This is a genomic window from Mesorhizobium sp. J428 (assembly GCF_024699925.1).
GTDB lineage: Bacteria > Pseudomonadota > Alphaproteobacteria > Rhizobiales > Rhizobiaceae > Mesorhizobium_A.
In genome coordinates this window covers 4,719,571-4,739,452 of the sequence record NZ_JAJOMX010000001.1, presented here as the reverse complement: position 1 = coordinate 4,739,452, position 19,882 = coordinate 4,719,571, and the positions used below count along the sequence as shown (strand labels likewise).

The 19,882-nt window shown below is 63.9% G+C and carries 24 protein-coding genes and 1 pseudogene; 18 read left to right on the top strand and 7 right to left on the bottom strand.

The features are described 5' to 3' along the window. The first annotated feature begins 165 nt into the window (after positions 1–165). From LRS09_RS23825 to LRS09_RS23800, 6 genes are all read left to right on the top strand, one after another. Positions 166–621: a hypothetical protein gene (locus tag LRS09_RS23825; protein ID WP_257809500.1), complete on the top strand. Its 456-nt coding sequence runs from the start codon at positions 166–168 to the stop codon at positions 619–621. A gap of 103 nt (positions 622–724) precedes the next feature. After that, positions 725–1,732 (top strand): hypothetical protein, encoded by a 1,008-nt coding sequence (locus LRS09_RS23820; protein ID WP_257809499.1) that lies wholly within the window; start codon positions 725–727, stop codon positions 1,730–1,732. 44 nt (positions 1,733–1,776) lie between these two features. Next, a complete protein-coding gene (locus tag LRS09_RS23815; protein ID WP_257809498.1) occupies positions 1,777–2,709 on the top strand; it encodes a hypothetical protein in 933 nt (310 codons plus the stop codon). 13 nt (positions 2,710–2,722) lie between these two features. Beyond that, positions 2,723–3,703, top strand: coding sequence for a hypothetical protein (locus tag LRS09_RS23810; protein WP_257809497.1), 981 nt, complete (start codon positions 2,723–2,725; stop codon positions 3,701–3,703). Then, a complete protein-coding gene (locus LRS09_RS23805; protein WP_257809496.1) occupies positions 3,700–4,404 on the top strand; it encodes a hypothetical protein in 705 nt (234 codons plus the stop codon). Before LRS09_RS23810 ends, LRS09_RS23805 begins: the two co-directional genes overlap by 4 nt. Then, positions 4,401–5,330, top strand: a complete 930-nt coding sequence (locus LRS09_RS23800; RefSeq protein ID WP_257809495.1) for a glycosyltransferase family 2 protein — start codon at positions 4,401–4,403, stop codon at positions 5,328–5,330. The genes LRS09_RS23805 and LRS09_RS23800 overlap by 4 nt, the downstream gene beginning before the upstream one ends. Before the next feature lie 3 nt (positions 5,331–5,333). Here the strand turns inward: LRS09_RS23800 and LRS09_RS23795 are convergent, their stop codons facing one another. The 4 genes and pseudogenes from LRS09_RS23795 to LRS09_RS30115 all read right to left on the bottom strand — a co-directional run. Then, a complete protein-coding gene (locus LRS09_RS23795) occupies positions 5,334–7,172 on the bottom strand; it encodes a murein L,D-transpeptidase (RefSeq protein ID WP_257809494.1) in 1,839 nt (612 codons plus the stop codon). 212 nt (positions 7,173–7,384) lie between these two features. After that, a complete protein-coding gene (locus tag LRS09_RS23790) occupies positions 7,385–7,579 on the bottom strand; it encodes a hypothetical protein (RefSeq protein ID WP_257809493.1) in 195 nt (64 codons plus the stop codon). Positions 7,580–7,834: 255 nt separating this feature from the next. Then, positions 7,835–8,095 (bottom strand): hypothetical protein, encoded by a 261-nt coding sequence (locus LRS09_RS30120; protein WP_308240376.1) that lies wholly within the window; start codon positions 8,093–8,095, stop codon positions 7,835–7,837. A gap of 109 nt (positions 8,096–8,204) precedes the next feature. Further along, a pseudogene (locus LRS09_RS30115) lies at positions 8,205–8,474 on the bottom strand (alpha/beta fold hydrolase); the annotation flags it as partial. 345 nt (positions 8,475–8,819) lie between these two features. On the opposite strand from LRS09_RS30115, the gene LRS09_RS23780 reads away from it, so the two are divergent. Next, positions 8,820–9,272 carry a MarR family winged helix-turn-helix transcriptional regulator gene (locus LRS09_RS23780; protein WP_257809492.1) on the top strand — a complete coding sequence of 151 codons (453 nt, stop codon included), beginning with the start codon at positions 8,820–8,822 and terminating at the stop codon, positions 9,270–9,272. On the opposite strand, the gene LRS09_RS23775 is transcribed toward LRS09_RS23780, so the two are convergent. The 3 genes from LRS09_RS23775 to LRS09_RS23765 all read right to left on the bottom strand — a co-directional run bounded on the left by LRS09_RS23775 (position 9,273) and on the right by LRS09_RS23765 (position 10,671). Then, positions 9,273–9,593, bottom strand: a complete 321-nt coding sequence (locus LRS09_RS23775) for a YnfA family protein (protein ID WP_257809491.1) — start codon at positions 9,591–9,593, stop codon at positions 9,273–9,275. Positions 9,594–9,633: 40 nt separating this feature from the next. Beyond that, the gene (locus LRS09_RS23770) at positions 9,634–10,245 is read right to left on the bottom strand and encodes a pyridoxamine 5'-phosphate oxidase family protein (RefSeq protein WP_257809490.1); all 612 of its coding nucleotides are present in this window, start codon (positions 10,243–10,245) and stop codon (positions 9,634–9,636) included. A gap of 75 nt (positions 10,246–10,320) precedes the next feature. After that, complete coding sequence (locus LRS09_RS23765) at positions 10,321–10,671, bottom strand: DUF971 domain-containing protein (RefSeq protein WP_257809489.1); 351 nt, start codon at positions 10,669–10,671, stop codon at positions 10,321–10,323. 159 nt (positions 10,672–10,830) lie between these two features. On the opposite strand from LRS09_RS23765, the gene moaA reads away from it, so the two are divergent. From moaA to LRS09_RS23710, 11 genes are all read left to right on the top strand, one after another. Next, complete coding sequence (moaA, locus tag LRS09_RS23760) at positions 10,831–11,847, top strand: GTP 3',8-cyclase MoaA (protein ID WP_257809488.1); 1,017 nt, start codon at positions 10,831–10,833, stop codon at positions 11,845–11,847. A 106-nt stretch (positions 11,848–11,953) separates the two neighbouring features. Next, a complete protein-coding gene (locus LRS09_RS23755) occupies positions 11,954–12,313 on the top strand; it encodes a hypothetical protein (RefSeq protein ID WP_257809487.1) in 360 nt (119 codons plus the stop codon). A 144-nt stretch (positions 12,314–12,457) separates the two neighbouring features. Next, positions 12,458–13,375 (top strand): DMT family transporter, encoded by a 918-nt coding sequence (locus LRS09_RS23750; protein ID WP_257809486.1) that lies wholly within the window; start codon positions 12,458–12,460, stop codon positions 13,373–13,375. After that, positions 13,375–14,586: a multidrug effflux MFS transporter gene (locus tag LRS09_RS23745; protein WP_257809484.1), complete on the top strand. Its 1,212-nt coding sequence runs from the start codon at positions 13,375–13,377 to the stop codon at positions 14,584–14,586. Before LRS09_RS23750 ends, LRS09_RS23745 begins: the two co-directional genes overlap by 1 nt. Beyond that, positions 14,583–15,173, top strand: coding sequence for a molybdenum cofactor guanylyltransferase MobA (gene mobA, locus LRS09_RS23740; RefSeq protein WP_257809482.1), 591 nt, complete (start codon positions 14,583–14,585; stop codon positions 15,171–15,173). Before LRS09_RS23745 ends, mobA begins: the two co-directional genes overlap by 4 nt. Beyond that, the gene (gene mobB / locus LRS09_RS23735) at positions 15,170–15,691 is read left to right on the top strand and encodes a molybdopterin-guanine dinucleotide biosynthesis protein B (protein WP_257809481.1); all 522 of its coding nucleotides are present in this window, start codon (positions 15,170–15,172) and stop codon (positions 15,689–15,691) included. Before mobA ends, mobB begins: the two co-directional genes overlap by 4 nt. A gap of 147 nt (positions 15,692–15,838) precedes the next feature. Beyond that, positions 15,839–16,618, top strand: coding sequence for an ABC transporter substrate-binding protein (locus LRS09_RS23730; RefSeq protein ID WP_257809479.1), 780 nt, complete (start codon positions 15,839–15,841; stop codon positions 16,616–16,618). Positions 16,619–16,705: 87 nt separating this feature from the next. Further along, positions 16,706–17,419, top strand: coding sequence for an ABC transporter permease (locus LRS09_RS23725; RefSeq protein ID WP_257809478.1), 714 nt, complete (start codon positions 16,706–16,708; stop codon positions 17,417–17,419). Beyond that, a complete protein-coding gene (locus LRS09_RS23720) occupies positions 17,416–18,243 on the top strand; it encodes an ABC transporter permease (RefSeq protein ID WP_257809477.1) in 828 nt (275 codons plus the stop codon). Before LRS09_RS23725 ends, LRS09_RS23720 begins: the two co-directional genes overlap by 4 nt. Then, the gene (locus tag LRS09_RS23715) at positions 18,150–19,148 is read left to right on the top strand and encodes an NAD(P)-dependent oxidoreductase (RefSeq protein WP_257810304.1); all 999 of its coding nucleotides are present in this window, start codon (positions 18,150–18,152) and stop codon (positions 19,146–19,148) included. The genes LRS09_RS23720 and LRS09_RS23715 overlap by 94 nt, the downstream gene beginning before the upstream one ends. Next, the gene (locus LRS09_RS23710) at positions 19,148–19,873 is read left to right on the top strand and encodes a DNA alkylation repair protein (RefSeq protein WP_257809475.1); all 726 of its coding nucleotides are present in this window, start codon (positions 19,148–19,150) and stop codon (positions 19,871–19,873) included. The genes LRS09_RS23715 and LRS09_RS23710 overlap by 1 nt, the downstream gene beginning before the upstream one ends. The last annotated feature ends 9 nt before the right edge of the window (positions 19,874–19,882 follow it).

The following is a 19,882-nucleotide window of genomic DNA, read 5'->3' as shown; positions in this document are numbered from 1 at the left end:
TCGCGCGCGTTTAATTGCGCTCTCCGGACGTGTGTCCGGATACCGAGAAATCGTGCATCTCGCGCTTGAACGGCATGCCCGTGCAGTGCTAATTTTACGTGGGGTTAGGTTCGGATCGGGATTCGACGCTGCTTGTGCGTCATGTCGGCGAAGATGGGGGAGGTCATGAGACATTCCATTCGCGTTGCAGCCTTGGCGGCGGTGGCGGCGTGTCTTGCCATACCGGCGCTTGCGGACGAGGTCATGAGCGCGCGCAGTGCCTCGGCCGGAACCAAGGTCAGCTTCGTCCTGCCCGCAGGTTATTTCAATGCGACTCTGTCGGTCGCGGGTCCTGATGGCAGGGTTCTCACCGCATCCGCCAAGCAGGGCTCGCCGGTGATCGACATCTCCGGCCAGAATGCGATGGGCGACGGCGTCTACACCTACCAGATCACGGCGGCTTCGCCGAAGACCAAGGCCGTCAAGGCCGATGGCGCGGACGGGCGCGACATTCCGGCGAGCCAGGTGAACATGCGCGGCGAAATGTCGGTGCATGTCCCGGCGGCGATGTCCGGATCATTCCTGGTCAAGGGCGGCCGGATCGTTGACACGTCCAACATGACGGAAGGGACGGCGCGGTAAACCGGGCCGGGGAAGAACCATCATGAAGAGATATGATCTTGCAGCCGGCACCGCCGCTCTGGCCATCGCACTCGCAACAAGTTCCGCCGCGCGCGCGGACCAAGTGATCCCGGACGACCTGATCGTTCAGGGCAGCATCTGCGCCGGTTTCGACTGCGTGAACAACGAAAGCTTCGGCTTCGCTACAATACGGCTGAAAGAGAACAATACCCGGATCGAATTCGACGACACCTCGGTAGGTGCATTTCCGGCGAATGACTGGCAGATCGTTGCGAACGACAGCGCAAGCGGCGGCGCCAATTTCCTCGGCATTCTGGACTTCACTTCCGGCCAGCGAATTGCAACATTCACTGCCGGGGCACCGGCGAACTCCGTGTTCGTCGACTCGACGGGCCGCGTCGGCTTCCGGACGGCTACACCCGTGCTTGACCTTCATGTGACGACGAGCAATACGCCCGCAATGCGCCTGGAGCAGACCAACGCCGGCGGCTTCACGGCGCAGACCTGGGACGTCGCCGGCAACGAGGCGAATTTCTTCGTTCGCGACGTGACCACGGGCAGCAGGCTGCCGTTCCGCATCCGTCCCGGTGCGCCGACGAGTTCGATCGACATCGCTGCGACCGGAAACGTGGGCTTAGGCACGGGCAGCCCGGCAGATACGCTCCACATCAGGCGAACTACGGGCCCCGTCGCAATTCGCCTCGACTCAGGTTCGCAACCCAATCCAGTCCGACTGAACTTCAACACGAATACCAACGAGTTTCGAATTACCTATGACGGGCTCGGGATCAATCAATTCCGCCTGACGAGCGCGGGCAACCTGATTATTCCGGGTTCGATCACCACCAGCGGAAGCTGTAGTGTCGGCTGCGATCGTGTCTTCGAGCCGGATTTCGAGATTCCGTCGATCGAGGAACAGAAGGAGTTCATGTTCTCGCAGAAGTATCTCCCCGCCGTCGGATCGACGCCGGAGGGAGAACCCATGGATTTGACGCGCAAGGTCGAGGGGATTCTGCACGAGCTCGAGAAAGCTCACATCTACATTTCGCAGCTTAAATCGACCCAGGACCAGCTGACGGCCGAGATAGAACGGTTGAGAAAGCCGCAGTAACTGTCTACGTCGACCGTATTGGTCGGTCGTAGACAGCTGGTATCATGAGGACGTCGCACTCGAAGAGCATCACGTTTTGTTGCGCCCTTGACCAGCAGCCGCGCCTGTATGTCGAGGTCATTCTCTGGGTCATCTGTGCAACGAGATACGCGGCGAAAGCCGGGGATCAGATCAAGGTATATACGTTCGGCGATTTGCCGGCTGATCTGATCGAATGGATTCGGACGCAAGGCGTCGCGACCATAGTCAGTACCCCAATCGTTGACGGCTCTCCGCATTGCAACAAGATCGGGCCGTTCTTCGATCAGCACGAATCCGACTGGGTGATCGTGTCCGATTGCGATCTGTATTTTGTGTCGGATGTATCGGTATACCTGAAAGCCTTACGATACCGCGCAGGACCTAACAATCACTGCAACCCGCCTTCGCGCATCTTCAAGTCGATACTGAGCAGAGCCGGCGTTGGGGAATACCGGCCGGGATCATCCCTTTTCCCGGGCGCGGAGAACGAGCGCGAGACGCACATCAACAACATCTCGGCCGGTATCGTCGCCGCGCCATCCGGCAGATCTTTGAGCCTTGCCTTGACTTGGAGGCGGTGGGCCAAATGGCTGATCGAGAACCGTGATCTCCTCGAACGCTGGCATGTTCATGTGGATCAGGTGGGCTTTGCGCTTGCCATGGAACAGCTTGGCGAGGACGTTGAGTTCTTTCCCCCACAGTTGAACATGACGCTTTATTCGATGAAGGAGTTCCAGAGCCCGAGTGCGTTTCACCTGACGACCGGGCACATACCGTCCTTCCCCGAATCTTTCGACGAGAACAGGAATTTGACGACAAACGGCCTGCATCCTTCGATGACGGACGCGGTCAGAAATCTCAACGCCTCGATAGAGGAGGCCAAGGCGGTCATCAGACGGCTGGACTCTGTGGCGCCGCACTACGACAAGTTCCTCAATCCGCACTGGCTTAGATGAGATCGAACGGCAAATGACACGAAAAGCCGTGATTCACGTCGGTCTTCCAAAGACCGGCACGTCAGCACTTCAGGACTGGTGCTATCGCAACAGGGAGAACTTCCTTGCTGACGGCATCGCCTACCCGCCTCCCGATTCGCGTTCGATATCTCCAAAACATCAGTATATCGTCGAGGATCTGTTCTCGGGCCATGCGAACCGGATGCGGGAAGCTCTCCAGAACACGACGGAGCAGACTGTCGTACTCACGACGGAAGGTCTTACGAACCATCTCTACGATTTCTCGGACGGGGCTCTCGAGGAATTCAGGACAGCTCTTCACGGCTTCGCCGTTCGGATTTTCCTGGTCGTGCGCGACAAGGAGTTCTTTCTCAAATCATACTACAAGCAGGCTGTACTAAATCCGCCGATCCTTCGGTTCAACTACGCAACGTCATTGAATTTGAACGAGTTTTCGGCGCTTGAGAGGACACGACGGCTTGCAGACTATGACAGGCTGGCCAGCGATCTGTCGGTCAAATACGGCGCTGCGGATGTCGTCGTTTCGAAATACGAGGGCGACTGGCTGAGCGACCTCATCAAAGTGGCCGGAATTACCACTTTGCCGACGTTCGCGCCGCTTCAGAAAGTTCATGTCTCGGTTTCGGACGATGTTGTTGAAATCGTGAGGCAGGTGAACGGCAAGGGCCTCACGGAACAGCAGCGTTCGCAGTTCCTCGCCGTGGTCCAAAACGTGCTCCATACCGATCATAACGGTCTTCTTCTTTACGCAAGACAGCACGATGCTGCTTTGCTCAGGAACAAGGCGAACCTGGCTGTTGCGCAGGGCATCATGCCCCCTCAACGATCGGCAGGAGGCCATTCTTGCGCAGATCCTAACTTGGCTGACAGACCGGCGGGCACTATGAGCTTTGCTATGTCAGCAGCCGGACCGTTCATGGTTCTCGAAGATGGCGACCTTCCGCCGCAATCCGAATTGAGAAGCCAACCATGACCGAACCCTTGCCCGGCAGGCCGATGCTGATCCTCGGCATGCATCGATCCGGCACCAGTTGTCTGGCCGGCTGCCTGCAGGCCGCCGGGCTCATTTCGGGCGAGGTCAACACCCAGGCGATGTATAACGCCAAGGGAAATCGCGAGAACCTCGCCGTGATGCATATGAACGACGAGGTGTTGGCATCGAACGGCGGATCGTGGCGCGAGCCGCCGCAGGACGTCGTCTGGTCCGCGGAGCAGATGCGGAAAGGCGCGGAAGTCGCCGCCGCGATCGCCGGCCAAGGCGCCTGGGGCTTCAAGGACCCGCGCACGCTGCTCACGCTCGACGGATGGCTCAACGTGCTCGGGCCAGTCGAAATCGCCGCGAGCTTCCGCCATCCGCTGGCCGTGGCGCAGTCGCTCAACAGCCGCGATCCAAGCCTGTCCATCGACGAGGGCCTCGAATTGTGGCGCGCCTACAACGAGCGGCTGGTGCGGGTGGCGGCCCGCTTCCCGGTCCGCCTCATCAGCTATGACCGGCATGGCGACGCATATCTGAGTGCGGTGACGCGGATCGCCGCCGCGCTCGGACTGCCCGATCCCGAGGCCGCCGCCCGCTTCTACGACAACAATCTGCGGCATCAGACCGTTGAGGAAGCCCGCGCCCTCCCCTCTCATCTCGCCGACACCTATGCGCGGCTGCAGGAGTTGGCCCGATGACGACGCCTCCATCCGCTTCGCCCCGCCTGTCGATAGTCGTGGTCGTCTACAACATGCGGCGCGAGGCGCCGCGCACGCTTCATTCGCTGTCCGCTGCCTACCAGCAGGGCGTCTCTGCCGGCGACTACGAGGTGATCGTGGTCGAGAACGGATCGACGGAGCCGCTGGACCCGGCAGCCGTGGCGGCCATCGGCCCGAACTTTCGCTACACCTACATCGCCAATGCGGCGCCCTCGCCCGTCGGCGCCGTGAACCACGGCGCCTCGCTGGCGATCGCGCCGAACATAGGCGCCATGATCGACGGCGCTCGCATGGCGACGCCTGGCATCGTTGCACGCACGCTGGAGGCGCTCGAAGCATTCCGGCCGGCCGCGGTGACCACTATCGCGCTGCATCTCGGCCCGGACGTGCAGTTCCGCACCATGACGCGGGGCTACGACCGCACCGTCGAGGACGGCCTGCTTGCGTCGATCGCTTGGCCGCAGGACGGCTATCGGCTGTTCGAGATCGGGGCGCTCGCGCCGTCGAGCGGCGGCGGCTGGCTGGAGCCGCTGGCCGAAAGCAACCTCATCTCAATGCCGCGCGAGACCTGGGACAGGCTGGGCGGCATGGATGCGGGCTTCGTCATCCGCGGCGGCGGCCTCGCCAATCTCGATTTCTACAACCGCGTCTGCGAACTGACGGATCTGCGCATCGTCTGCCTGTTCGGTGAGGCGACGTTCCACCAGTTCCACGGTGGTATCATGACAAATCGACCCGAAGAGCAGATGCCTGACGAGATGCGCGACTATCTTGCCGAATATCGCACCGTTCGCGGCAAGGAGTTCCGGCGCGCGACCCGGCCGCATCTCGTCTACGGCGAGCCGCGCCCGGAAGCCCTGCAGATCCTGAAGGCCGCGGCCGACAAGATCCTGTCGGAAACCTGATCCTCAGCTCGCCGGCACCCGCACCGCCTCGGTCTTCTCGATCGCGGTCAGAACCTTCTCGTCGCGGCTGTAGACATCGGGGAAGTATTCGACCACGCCGTCCTTGTTCGGCCACGCGGTGAAATAGGCGACGTAGACCGGAATGTTGCCCGGGATCTTCTCCGAGGAATGCCCGGCGGCCAGCTTCGTCTTGACGTAGTCGATATCCTTGCCAAGCAGCGCGGCGGCCATCTCGCGCGGCTGGTGCAGCCTGACGCAGCCATGGCTGAAGGCGCGCGATTCACGGTCGAACAACGCCTTCTGCGGCGTGTCGTGCATGTAGATCGCGTGTTTGTTCGGGAAGAGGATCTTGAGCTCGCCGAGCGCGTTCGCCTCGCTCGGGCTCTGTCGCACGCTGTACGGCACCTTGCCGCCGAACTGGCCCCAGTTGATCGCGGAGGATGGAATGCGCTTGCCCTTGGCGTCGGTGACCTCGTAGCCCGCCCGGTCGAGATAACCAGGATCGCCGCGCAGGCGCGGCAGCATCTCGTTGACGATGATCGACTGCGGCACGCCCCAATAGGGATTGTAGTCGATCTGCTCGATCACGTCCTGAAAGAAGCTGGTCTGGTTCGACGGCCGGCCGATGACGACGCGCATCGACAGCTTCTCGGCATTGTTCTCGAAATAGGTCGCCGTGAATGCCGGCTGGTTGATGAAGACCCGGCGCGCGCCGAGGTCGGAGGGCAACCAGCGCAACTGCTCGAGCGCGACCTTGACCTTGGCGATCCGGTCCGACCGCGAGACGCCGGCAAGCGCCTGGACGGTGCGCGGGCCGATGACGCCGTCGCCCTTGAGCCCGTGCTCCTCCTGCGCGTCCTTGATCAGCGGCACGAGGTCGGGCGTGTAGTCTTCCTTCTCGCGCGAGAGCGCCAGCAGCACCGAGTGTCGCGTGGCGAAGTCCGGCGTCGCCTTGCGCTCGATGAGGGCGATCAGCTTCGGCAGTTCGGCGCTCTTGCCGCCCGGCTTCAAAAGCAGGTTCGGATCGACGACGATGTCGTTCTCCTCCTGCGCGGAGAGCGATTCCAGCTCAGCGCGCAGCTGGCGGTATTCCTCGTTCTGGGGATGGTAGGATTCCAGCAGCACCGCCGTGTCGAAGGTGCGCGAAAGCTTATCGAGGGTACCTGCAAGGTCGAGCTGCTTGGGCGCGAAGTCGTGGTAGCCCGACAGCCGGTTCGGATCGATGCGGCCGCGCGCGGCGTCGCGGACATAGCGGAGCACCTTGGCCGAGAGCGTAAGCTCGAAACGGGCGAGTTCGCGCTGGCGCGACGCCATGTCGTCCATCGAGAACGAGGCGCGCGGCACCTCCACCGAATAGTCGGCCGGGTCGAGACCGTGGCTGGACGCTTCCGCAAGCACGCGCAGCGCCTGTTGGGCGCGGCTGTTGAGGCCGTAACCGGAGATCCAGACGAAATCTGGATGCGCCGCATAGTGCGCCGCGATCGCGTCGGCCACCTCCTTCTCGGCGACGAGATCCATGTCGCCCAGCAGCGGCATGGCTTCCGAGAAGCGGACGCCGGAAGCGACCACCAGAGTCAGCTCAGGAAGAGCAGCAGGCGCTGCGGCCAGCGGAACCTTCACCTTGGCCAGCGAGTCGACCTTATAGGTGTAGTAGGAAGGCGCCGAGATCTTCGCGATCGCCTTCGCGGGACGCTTTTCGGGGGGCGGCGGCGGTGGCGGGAAGTCGCTGCGGCGCTGGACGCCGCCGCCGAACAGACGGTCGAAAAAGTTCTGCGCCGCGGCCGGCTGCACATGCGCCACGACGAACACGCCGATGGCGGCGCCCGCCGCCAGGACGCGCATCGATCCGTTTCGTCCCCTCAAAATCCCTCTCCCTGCTCCGCCATGCATTAGGAACGCTCCGGTCTGCGGGGTCCTCGTCCGCCCGCCGAAGCAATCACCCTGCCAGTATAACCGTAACCGCCGCCGACACGACGGCAAAAAACCTACTCCGTGACGATCTCAATGAAACGTGATGCGGATCACACACAGTCAGGCGCGTCTACGTGGGCGTCCTAGACGTCGCTCCGCGGCGCTGTCTCTGTCGTGCGTTCCGAACATTGCTTCCAGATCGGAATGAGCTGGTAGAGCTGGTCCTGCCGGGCCGGGCGTGCCAGGAAACGCCGCGTCATGGCGGCGCTGAGTTCGGAGCACTGAGGCTTCCACTCTTTCGCCGGCTTTGCATTGTCGGGCTGGATCTCGTGAGCCATGTCCTCAACTCCCATCATGTTCACGACCGTTACCCACAATGAACGCGGAATGCGGCGAAACGTTGCTGCCCGCCGGCCGGCCTTTTCGCATCAAATCGTTGACGTACCATGACTTTCACGGCCGAAGCCGACCTACGCACCTCGATACGGCAACCCGCCCGACGCTCAATCACAAGAGTGACGGCATCTACGGTCGGAACGGTGGAGAGATGGCCGCGGGCATGCCCGTCGCGAGGGGTGAGAAGAAAGCCTGAGTCAGCCCTTGTGGCGGGTCGCGGCTCTCCTCGGCGCCGGTAGATCGACGGCCTCGCCGAGAGCGAAATCGACCGCCTGCACCACGACCGACGGATCGGATACGATGCGCCTGTGGCCGAGCCCGTTGACCCAGCTGAGCCGGACATGCGGACCTGCCTTGGCATATCCTTCCGCATGGAGCGGAGACACCTCCTTGTCGTCGGCGGCGTGCATCACCAGCGCCTCGATCGGGTGCTCGGCGAGCTGGGCATTGCCCGGCATAGGCCTCCAGCGGCTGCCCGGCGATCCTCTCGACGATGTCCGCGATCGCCGTCTGCGTGCGTGGCCCGAGATTGAGGAAACGTCCGAAGTCGGCAAAGATCATCGGCAGCGAGCTCGGCGCCGCGATCAGAACCAAGCGGTCGGTGCTGACTTTCTCCACACCGGTGATGGAGCCCACGGCCGCGTTGACCGCGACCGCGCCGCCGAAGGAATGGCCGACCATCGCGTCGAACGGCCCGAACCACAGATCGGCCGCCCGCACCGCCGACACTGCGATCGCCATGTTGAGGCGGCGCCCGGACGAGGCGCCGTGGCCGGGAAGGTCGAGGGCGATCGCCCGCACCCCGGCGTTTCTGAAGCCGTCGATTACCGCCCGCATGTGTTCGGTGCGCGATTTCCAGCCGTGGATGACGAGGACCGTCGCGGACCAGCGGCCGGAAGCCGGCCGGAATTCGTGCGCAGCCACGCGACCGCCATCGACGGTCAGCCGATGCAGGCGTGCCTCCTGCATGAAATCGCGGCTGCGCTCCAGGACCCGCTCTTCCGCGGCCGAAGGTCTGCGAGGATCGGCGGTGCGGCAGAACACCTCGAAGGCGACGCGGCCCGCAAGACGTGGCGCGATCGGATCGACCATGCCAAACAGGGTACGGATGATTCTCAACCCGAATGATGCCACAATGGCTCTCCATTGGATTCGTTCAAACATGAACATTATCGTTCAAGCATGAACAAAATGCAAGACCTCCCCTGGGACAATCCGCGATTCCGCAACTGGATCGCCGTGGTGCAGGCCGAGAAGGCGATCGTGCGCGCGCTCACCAAGGCGCTGCAGCCCTTCGACCTGAAGATCGCCCAGCTCGACCTGCTGATGAATCTCTACCGTCATCCGGGCACGTCCCAGCACGACATTGCGCGCAAGCTGCTCGTCGGTCGTTCAAACGTGACGATGCTGATGCCGCAGATGGAGAGACAGGGCCTCATCCGCCGCGAGGGCGACGCCAAGGACAAGCGTGTGCTGCGGCTCTACCTGACCGAGAAGGGCGAGGACGTCCTGCTCAAGGCGTTGAAGGCCTATACGGCGCTGATCGACCGCGTCATGGCGAGCTCGACACCGGCGCAATGCGACGCGATGGGCGATACGATGCGCAAGATCTCCGAAATGCTGAAGGACGAATGATCAGCGCGGTCCGCCGATGATCACGGCAGCGCCCGCAATGCACAGCGCGGCGCCTGCGAGGTCGTAGCGGTCCGGCGCCGTCTTCTCCACTGCCCACAGCCAGGCGAGCGATGCGGCGATGTAGACGCCGCCATAGGCCGCGAACGCCCTCCCCGCCGCTTCGGACGGGACGAAGGTCAAGAGCCAGGCGAAGGCGGCGAGCGACACCAGCCCCGGCGCCAGCCACAGCGGAGACCTGTCCAGCCTCAGCCACGCCCAGAAGGCATAGCAGCCGGCGATCTCGGCAAAGGCGGCAAACGCGTAGACGATCGGTGTCTTCATGAGAACTGGTTAGCGCAGTGCATGCACGCGCGAAACCGCCTCACCACATCGATTTCTTCGCCCGCTCGGGCCACTCGGCGTCATAGGCTGCGCCGTCGATTGCCGCGCGGCTCGTCACCTCGAGGATCTTTCCGGGCGTCGGCAGCGATTTCGGATCGACATGCCGCGCCGGATTCCACAGCTCCGAGCGATGGATCGCCCGCGCACACTGGAAATAGACCGAGCGGACCTGGATCACGGTGACGGTGCGGGCCGCCTTGCCTTCTATGGTGAAGCTCTCGCAGAGCTCGGCATCGTCGGTGACATAGGCATCGCCATTGACCCTGAGCGTCGTGCCCGAGCCGGGAACGAGGAACAGAAGCCCGACGCGGCCGTCTCTGATGATGTTCTTAAGCGAATCCGCGCGGTTGTTGCCGCGCCGGTCCGGCATCATCAGCGTCCGCGGATCGCGGATGCGGACAAAACCTGCGAGATCGCCGCGCGGCGAGCAGTCCAGCCCCTCCGGCCCCGCACTCGCGAGCGCCACGAAGGGCGAGGCCTCGATGAAGGCGGCGTATTCGGGGATGATGTGGTCGAGTTCCTTGACCAGCGACGTCTCGCCCGGAAAGCCGTAAAGAGCCTCCAGTTCCGCGACGGTCTCGATCCTGCGCATGTCCCTGCCTCCTTCGCCTGCATCCGGCCGGCTTCCTTCGCCAGCTGCATGACAGGCGTATGACCGCTCCGCGCCTCAGTCGCGCGTCAATCCCTTGGCGGCAAGCTCGTCCAGATAGGCCTGCCAGCGCTCCGCCTTCTCATGGCCCAGCGTATGCAGGTAGTCCCAGGTGAAGATGCCGGTATCATGGCCGTCGTCGAAGGTGATCCTGACGGCATAATTGCCCGTCGGCTCGATCTTCGAGATGGCGACGTTGCGCTTGGACGGCACGGTCACGCGCTGTTCCGGCGAATGGCCCTGCACCTCGGCCGAAGGCGACAGCACCCGCAGCATCTCGGCCGGAAGCTCGAAGGCCTGGTGCCCGGGAAAGCTCACCGTCATCAGCCGACGGTCCTTCGACACGCGCAGTTCGGTCGGGGCGGTCATGGGTGGTCCTCCGATGTCGCCCCGCAATAAAGCGCATCGCGCTCCAATGAAAGTGGCAGGGTATGGCGGCTTCGACCAAAGGTCACTGACTGTGGCCTTGAAGACGTCGAATAGCTATATGATGCTGGCGGACGTGTACCGCAGCCAGATGAGCGCCGTATGGACTTGCAGCATCACACCTCGCCGATGATCGACCCGTTCGGGCGTTCGATCACCTATCTGCGCGTCTCCGTGACGGATCGCTGCGATTTCCGCTGCACCTATTGCATGGCCGAGGACATGACCTTTCTGCCCAAGAAGGATCTCCTGAGCCTCGAGGAACTCGACCGGCTGTGCACTGTCTTCATCGACAAGGGCGTGCGGAAGCTAAGGCTGACCGGCGGCGAGCCGCTGGTGCGCAAGAACATCATGCATCTCGTGCGCCAGCTGTCGCGCCACCTCGCCTCCGGCGCACTGGAGGAACTGACGCTGACGACGAACGGCTCGCAGCTTGCGAAACATGCCGCCGAACTCGCGGACTGCGGCGTCAGGCGCATCAACGTCTCGGTCGACACGCTCGACCCGGTCAAGTTCCGCACCGTGACCCGCTGGGGCAATCTCGACCGAGTGCTCGAAGGCATCGACGCCGCGCAGGCCGCCGGCATCCATGTCAAGCTCAATGCCGTGGCGCTGAAGGACTTCAACGACCGCGAACTGCCGGAGCTGATGCACTGGGCGCATGGCCGCGGCATGGACCTGACCGTCATCGAGACCATGCCAATGGGCGAGATCGACGCCGACCGCACGGACCAGTACCTGCCGCTGTCGCTGCTGCGCGCCAATCTCGAGCGCGAGTTCACGCTGACCGACATCCCGTTCAAGACGGGCGGGCCGGCGCGCTATGTCCAGGTGGCCGAGACCGGCGGAAAGCTCGGCTTCATCACGCCGATGACGCATAATTTCTGCGAGAGCTGCAACCGCGTCCGCATCACCTGCACCGGCACGCTCTACATGTGTCTCGGCCAGGAGGATGCGGCCGACCTTCGTGCGCCGTTGCGCGCCTCGGAAGGCAACGAGCTTCTCTCCAACGCCATCGACGAGGCGATCGGCCGCAAGCCCAAGGGCCACGACTTCGTCATCGACCGCGCCACCCGTCGCCCGGCGGTATCGCGCCACATGAGCGTCACCGGCGGCTGACACCCCGCCGATCTGCTCGAAATTTCCGTTGCGGCATTTACAGAGATTTCGCGCTTACGTACTGTCTTTGCCCGCGGACAATGTCGTCCGTGGGGAGTTTTCCGACATGTTCAGGACATTGGCACTCGGCCTGGCCTTCGCCGGACTGGCAGGCTTGGCGCACGCGCAGGACATCGGCGGTTCGTACACCGTCGAAGGCACCAACCATAACGGCAGCACCTATGAGGGCATCGCCGAGATCACTTTGACCAGCGACACGACCTGCGAGATCCACTGGGTTACCGGCTCGACGGAATCGCACGGCATTTGCAGCCGCAATAACAACGCTTTCGCCGCTGCCTATGTGCTCGGGGATTCCATCGGCCTCGTCATCTACAGGGTCAACGCCGACGGCTCGATGGAAGGACTTTGGACCATCCAGGGCGAAGGCGGAACGGGCACCGAGAGGCTGACGCCGGCCAACTGACGGCCGGACCACCCGCCCCGTGGCCCCGGGGCGATGTTCCGGGGCCTTCGTCTGGACCATCGCATATCGGTTGCGATTTGCGGACTGGCTGCTACACCGATCCGAAAACAGGCTGCTTCGCTGGCCAGAATTCGGAAACGCTCCTTGCCCCTCTCGCCCAATCTGCGCGGCGCCGTGTTCATGGCGATTTCGATGGTCGGCTTTGCGCTGAACGATACACTGACCAAGCTGTCCTCCGAGACGATCAACCCGGGTCAGATCATGCTGATCCGAGGCCTCTTCGCCTGCTGTCTGATCGGCCTGATCGCTTGGCATCGCGGCGCGCTGCGGCGGATCGGACAGGCGTTCCATCCGATGGTCGCCGTCCGCGTCATGGGCGAAGCCCTGGCCACCTCCTGCTTCCTGGTGGCGCTGAGCCACCTGCCGATCGCCAATGTCTCGGCCGTCCTCCAGGCTCTGCCGCTTGCCGTGACGATGGGGGCGGCGATGGTTCTCGGCGAGCCGGTCGGCTGGCGGCGCTGGCTTTCGATCGCGGCCGGCTTCGGCGGCGTGCTGATCATTGTCCGGCCTGGCCTAGAAGGGTTCAGCGTCTATTCGCTGTGGGCGCTGGCCTGCGTATTCTTCTGCGCCATCCGCGATATAGCCACCAAACGCATCCCGCAGGAAATATCGTCCTTCCTCGTCTCCACCGCGACGGCGGTGGTGGTCACTGTGACAGGCGGCCTGCTCGTCGTTCCGATGGGCGGCTGGGCGCCGGTGTCGTACGGCACCTTTGCGATGCTCGCGCTTGCCGCGGCGCTCCTGGTCGTCGGCTACCAGTTCATCATCCTGTCCCTGCGGGTCGGCGACATCTCCTTCGTTGCGCCATTCCGCTACACGGCTCTCCTCTGGGCAATTCTCCTCGGCTATCTGGTGTTCGCGGACGTCCCGGACCTCGCCATGATCGTCGGCTCCACCGTCATCGTCGGCTCCGGCCTCTATATGCTCTACCGCGAACGTGTCGTGGGACGTCGCCCGGGCGCGGAGAGCACTTCGCCCGCCATGGGACCGGACGGCCTCTAGTGTCGCGAGCCTATCTCAACCGCCGGACCGCGCCGCACGTCACGACTCTCGTCGTCGCGACGTCGGCGGGCGCACTGGCGCTCAACGTCTTCCTGCCGTCCCTGCCGGCCATGGCGCGTTATTTCGAAGCGGATTACGGACTGGTCCAGCTCACCGTCTCGCTGCACCTTGCCTCCACCGCGGTGCTGCAGCTTCTGGTCGGGCCGGCTTCCGACCGGTTCGGCCGGCGGCCGGTGATGCTCGCCTCCTTCGCGATCTTCATCATGGCCACGCTTGCAGCGATATTCGCTCCGTCGATCGAGTTCCTCTTGGCGTGCAGGGTTTTCCAGGCCTTTGCGGCGGCGGGCATGGTGCTGTCGCGCGCGATCGTGCGGGACACGGTCAGCGCCAACCTTGCCGCGAGTCGAATCGGCTACATCACCATGGGCATGACGCTCGTGCCGATGATCGGGCCTGCCATCGGCGGCGTGCTTGACGAACTCTACGGCTGGCAGGCTACCTTCGGGCTGACGCTCGCTTTCGGGATCCTGTCCTTCGCGATCATCTTTTTCGATCTCGGCGAGACCAACAGAAATCCCTCGGCGAGTCTCGGCGCGCAGTTCCGCGCCTATCCCGAACTGCTGCGCTCGCGGCTGTTCTGGGGCTACGCACTCACGGCCGCCTTCACGTCGGGCTCGTTCTTCACCTTCCTCGGCGGCGCGCCCTACGTCTCTTCGGTTCTTTTCGGAATGTCGCCGTCCACATACGGTTTCTATTTCGCTTGCCTCGGCCTCGGATACATGGTCGGCAATTTCATCGCGGGCCGCTACACCGCCCGCGTCGGGATCAACAGGATGATGCTCGCCGGAAACATCATCTCGGGCGTCGCGGTGCTCATCGCCATCGTGCTGTTCGCGTCCGGCGTGGCCGATCCGCTCGCACTCTTCGTCCCGGCTGCCTTTGCGACCGCCGGGAACGGCTTCACGCTTCCGAGCGCGAATTCGGGTGTCGTCAGCGTCAAGCCGAGCCTTGCCGGATCGGCCTCGGGCCTCGGTGGCGCCATGCAGATCGGCGGCGGCGCGGCGCTCTCCGCTCTGCCCGGCCTGTTCCTGTCGCCGGAGACGGGCGTCTATCCGCTGCTCGCGATCATGCTCTTCTCGGCGATCGCCTCGATCGCGGCGAGCTCGTTCATCATGCTGGTATCGCGCGCCGGCGGCGCCTCACGGCCATGATCGCGGGCGTCATCCTCGCCGGAGGACGGTCGTCTCGCATGGGCGGGCGCAACAAGGCTCTGGTCGAGCTCGGCGGACAGACGCTGCTCGCCCGGCTGATGGCGCGGCTCGCGCCGCAGGTGCATGCGCTAGCGGTCAATTCGAATGTCGGGTTGGACGAAGTCGCGGGTGCAAACCCGATACTTCCCGATCGGTTCGCCGGCTTTCCCGGTCCCCTCGCCGGCCTTCACGCCGGCCTGTGCTGGGCCGACGGCGTCGTGGGCATCACCCACGTCGCCACCGCCTCCGTCGACACGCCCTTCCTGCCGGCCGATTTCGTGAGCAGGCTGAGCGAAGTCGGCGCGGGCGTTGCCGTTGCACGCTCGGAGGGACGGCTTCACCCCACCTGCGCGCTGTGGCCGTTATCCTTGCGGAACACGCTGGGGGCGTTTCTTGAGGCGGGAACCTCGCGCAGGGTGCTGGATTTCGCCGAGGCGGCCGGCTATGTCGCGATCGACTTTCCGGCCGTCCCGTTCGACCCGTTCTTCAACGTCAACACGCCGGAAGAGCTCGCAAGGGCGGAAAGCCTGCTGGAATCGGCGGAATGAACGCGAAGGTGTTCGGCATCACCGGCTGGAAGAACTCCGGCAAGACCACGCTCACCGAGCGGCTCGTCGCCGAGCTCACGGAGCGCGGCTATCGCATCTCGACGGTGAAGCACGCCCACCATTCCTTCGACATCGACAAGGAAGGCACAGATTCCTTTCGCCATCGGGCGGCCGGCGCGCACGAGGTGGCGATCGTCTCGCACGGGCGCTGGGCGCTGATGCACGAGTTGCGCGGTGAGGACGAGCCGCCGCTCGCGCAGATCCTGGCACGGCTTGCCCCTTGCGACCTCGTTCTGGTCGAAGGCTACAAGCGCGAAGCGCACCTGAAGATCGAGACGCGCCGGCTGGGCGCAAAGGACACGTCCCCTCTCTCGCCCGACGATCCCGCGATCGTCGCCGTCGCCGCCGACGTGCCCCAGCCGGGCGAACAGCTTCCGGTCTTCGACATCGATGACGTCCCGGCCATCGCCGATTTCGTCATCGCCCGCATGGCACTGCGCCCTCCCCCCACGGCCTGATCCGTGCCGCGCATGGCATGCTGCAGGGCGGTTTTGCGATTGCAATCCGCGCGAGAATAGTGGGAATATCGACCAGTTTGCGGGCAAAGCGACCCGCACGACACCGCCTCGCGTGCGGGGCGGCAACGACAAAGAAAGAGGATGAACATGCGTATCACGAAGCGTCTGGCGCTCGGTCTGACCGTCGCCGCGTTTGCGTTCGGCCTGGGAGCGGCCAACGCGCAGGAGACCCTGCGGATCGGGACCGAGGGTGCCTACCCGCCCTTCAACAACCTGACCTCAGACGGCAAGCTCGAGGGCTTCGACATCGACATCGCCAACGCGCTCTGCGAGGAGATGAAGGTCAAGTGCGAATTCGTCACGCAGGACTGGGACGGCATCATCCCGGCGCTGCAGGCCGGCAAGTTCGACGCGATCATCGCCTCGATGTCGATCACCGACGAGCGCAAGCAGAAGGTCGACTTCACCCACAAATACTACAACACCCCCTCCGCGATCGTCGCGCCGAAGGACACGGACATCAAGGGCGTGACCAAGGAAGATCTGGCCGGCAAGACCCTCGGCGCGGCGACGTCGACCACGCATTACAACTATGCCGAGAAGACCTATACGGACACCACGCTGAAGGGTTATCCGACCAGCCAGGAATTCCTGCTCGACATCGCCAACGGCCGTCTCGACGCAGTTACCGATGACGTCTCCGTGCTCGAGGAATGGCTGAAGACAACTGACGGCGCCTGCTGCAAGATTGTCGGCATGATCACCCCCGTGCCCGAAATTCATGGCGAGGGCGCGGGCATCGCCGTCCGCAAGGGCGAGACGGCGCTGGCCGAAAAGTTCAACGCTGCCATCGACGCGATCCGCAAGAACGGGAAGTACAAGGAAATCAACGACAAGTACTTCACCTTCGACGTCTACGGCGGCTGAGCTGCCTGATGCCGGGCGCGGCGGCGGAGGCTTTCCGCCGTCGCATCCCCTCCTGCTTTCCCGTCAACGGATGAAGCGCACACGCTGATGCAGAGTGTCTGGACGCTGCTGAGCTGGGGGCCGCAGGGCTGGCTCGACGACATCGCCTATGGCGTCTTCATCACCGTCTCGCTCGCGCTCGCGACGCTTCCGGTCGGGCTCGCCATCGGTTTCGTGGTGGCGCTCGCCAAGCAGTCGGACGAACCCTCGCTCAGGCTCGCCGGCAACGTCTACACCACGATCTTCCGCGGTTTGCCCGAGCTCCTGACGCTCTTCCTCGTCTATTACGGCGTGCAGACGCTGCTGCAGAGCCTCGTCCGCATCATCGACCCGGCGGCGACGATCGAGGTCAACAGCTTCGTCTCCGGCATGGTGGCGCTCGGCGTCGTCTTCTCCTCCTATGCCAGCGAGGTCTTCCTGTCCGCCTTCCGCGCCATCCCGCGCGGCCAATACGAGGGCGGCTTCGCCATCGGGCTCACCGGCTACCAGACCATGCGGCTGGTGATCCTGCCGCAGCTGGTGCGGATCGCCCTGCCAGGCCTCGCCAATCTCTGGCTCATCCTGCTCAAGGACACCGCGCTCGTATCGGCGATCGGCCTGTCAGACATCCTGCGCCAGAGCGGCGTCGCCGCCCGCGTCACCCGCGAGCCCTTCCTGTTCTTCGGCGTCGCCTGTCTGATTTACCTGGTGCTCGCGATCATCTCCTCCTTCGGCATCAACGCGGTCGAACGCTCGGTCAGCCAGTCGGGAACGCGCCGATGAGCGCCCTGTCGAAGGCCGACACGCTGAATCTGCCGCCGCCCGTCGAGCGCGGCTGGCCGGGCACGCGCATCGTAGGCTATGCGCTTGTGTCAGGCTGGATCCTTCTGGGGCTCGCCCTCGTCGCCTATCTGGTGACCGCCTGGGATCCGGCGCTGTTCCAGCGCTACGCCCCCAACTACATCTCCGGCCTCGGCGTCACGCTGCTTCTCGTGGGCGTCTCCACGGTGCTCGGCGTGCTGCTGTCGATCCCGGTGACGGCGATGCGGATGTCGAAGAACCGCGTTCTGTCGGCAATCGCCTATGCTTATGTCTATTTCTTCCGCGGCACGCCGCTGCTCGCGCAGACATTCCTGATCTATTACGGCCTCGGCACGTTCCGGCCCCAGCTCGAGATGGTTGGTCTCTGGAGCTTTTTCCGCGAGGCCTGGTACTGTGCCGTGTTCGCCTTCACGCTCAACACCGCCGCGTACCAGGCGGAAATCCTGCGTGGCGCGATTGAGAGCGTCGGAAAGGGGCAATGGGAAGGTGCGGCCTCGCTCGGCCTGTCGAAATGGCAGACGCTGAGAATGGTGATCCTGCCGCAGGCGCTCATCGTCGCGTTGCGCCCTTACGGCAACGAGCTGATCCTGATGATCAAGGGTTCGGCGATCGTCGCCATCATCACCGTCTACGACCTGATGGGCGTCACCCGGCTCGCCTATTCGCGCAGCTTCGATTTCCAGACCTACATCTGGGCGGCGATCATCTATCTTGCGATCGTCGAGCTGCTGCGCAATGTCGTCGAGCTGATCGAAAGGCGCATCACGCGCCACCTCAGGCGCTGACGCGCGACATTAAGAAGACTGCAGGAGAATTTGACATGGCCAGCATCGCGTTTCTGGGACTTGGCGTCATGGGCTATCCCATGGCGGCGCATCTGAAAAACCGCGGCGGTCATGACGTCACCGTCTACAATCGCACCACGGCCAAGGCCGAGAAATGGGTGACCGAACATGGCGGAGCCTTCGCGCCGACCCCGGCGGCCGCCGCCGAGGGCAAGGACTTCGTCTTCGCCTGCGTCGGCAACGACGACGACCTCAGGCAGGTGACGCTCGGCGCGGACGGCGCGTTCGGCACCATGAAGAAGGGCGCGATCTTCGTCGACAACACGACCGCTTCCGCGGAGATCGCGCGGGAACTGGCCGAGGCGGCGGCGGCGCGGGGCTTCGCCGCCCTTGATGCCCCGGTCTCGGGCGGTCAGGCAGGCGCGGAAAACGGCCAGCTCACCGTCATGGTCGGCGGCGATGCAAAGGTCTTCGAGACGGCGAAGCCGGTGATCTCGGCTTTCGCCAAGATGGTCGGCCTGATGGGGCCGGCAGGCGCCGGACAGCTCACCAAGATGATCAACCAGATCTGTATCGCGGGCCTCGTGCAGGGCCTGGCGGAAGGCATCCATTTCGGCCGCAAGGCCGGGCTCGACATCGAGAAGGTCGTCGACGTCATCTCCAAGGGCGCGGCGGGCTCGTGGCAGATGGAGAACCGCCACAAGACCATGAATGCCGGCAAATACGATTTTGGCTTCGCGGTCGACTGGATGCGCAAGGATCTCGGCATCGTGCTGGACGAGGCCGACCGCAACGGCGCGAAACTGCCCGTCACCGCCCTCGTCGACCAGTTCTACAAGGACGTGCAGCAGATGGGCGGACGTCGCTGGGACACGTCCTCGCTGCTCGCGCGACTGGAGCGTTGATGGCCGACCTGTCGAAAGGCTCGACCGCGCAGGAGGTCATCGCGCATCTCAGGACCCTCGGATCGGAAGAGAACCGGCAGGGCATGAAGCGCTACGGCATCAGGATCGACCGGGCGCTTGGCATTTCGCATGGCGAGCAGCGTCGCATCGGCAAGCTGATCGGCAGGAACCACGAACGCGCCTTCGAACTCTGGGCGAGCGGCATCGTCGAGGCGCGTTTCATCGCCTCGATCACCGCCGACCCGAAGCGCTTCACCGCCGATGACGCGCGGGCCTGGGCGGCGGAGTTCGATTCCTGGGACATCGTCGACGGCGTCTCTGACCTGTTCGTCGACAGCGACGCGTGGCGCGCGCTCATCGACGAATTCGCCGCGGACGAGCGCGAATTCGTCCGCCGCACGGCCTTCGCGATGATGGCCTGGTCGGTGGTACACCGGAAGAAGGAGCCGGACGAGACCTTCCTCTCCTATCTCCCGCTCATCGAGCGCTACGCCACCGACCCGCGCAATTTCGTCCGTAAGGCGGTCAACTGGGCGCTGCGCTCGATCGGCAAGGACTCGATGGTGCTCAACGCAGCCGCGCTCGAAACCGCTCGCCGACTGGCGGAATCGCCCGACAAGACGGCGCGCTGGAACGGCAAGGATACGATCCGCGAGCTGACCGCTGAAAAGACGCTGACCGGCATCGCCAGACGCGAAAAAAGCCGCAGGAAGAAATCCGGCTAAGCCCCTGGC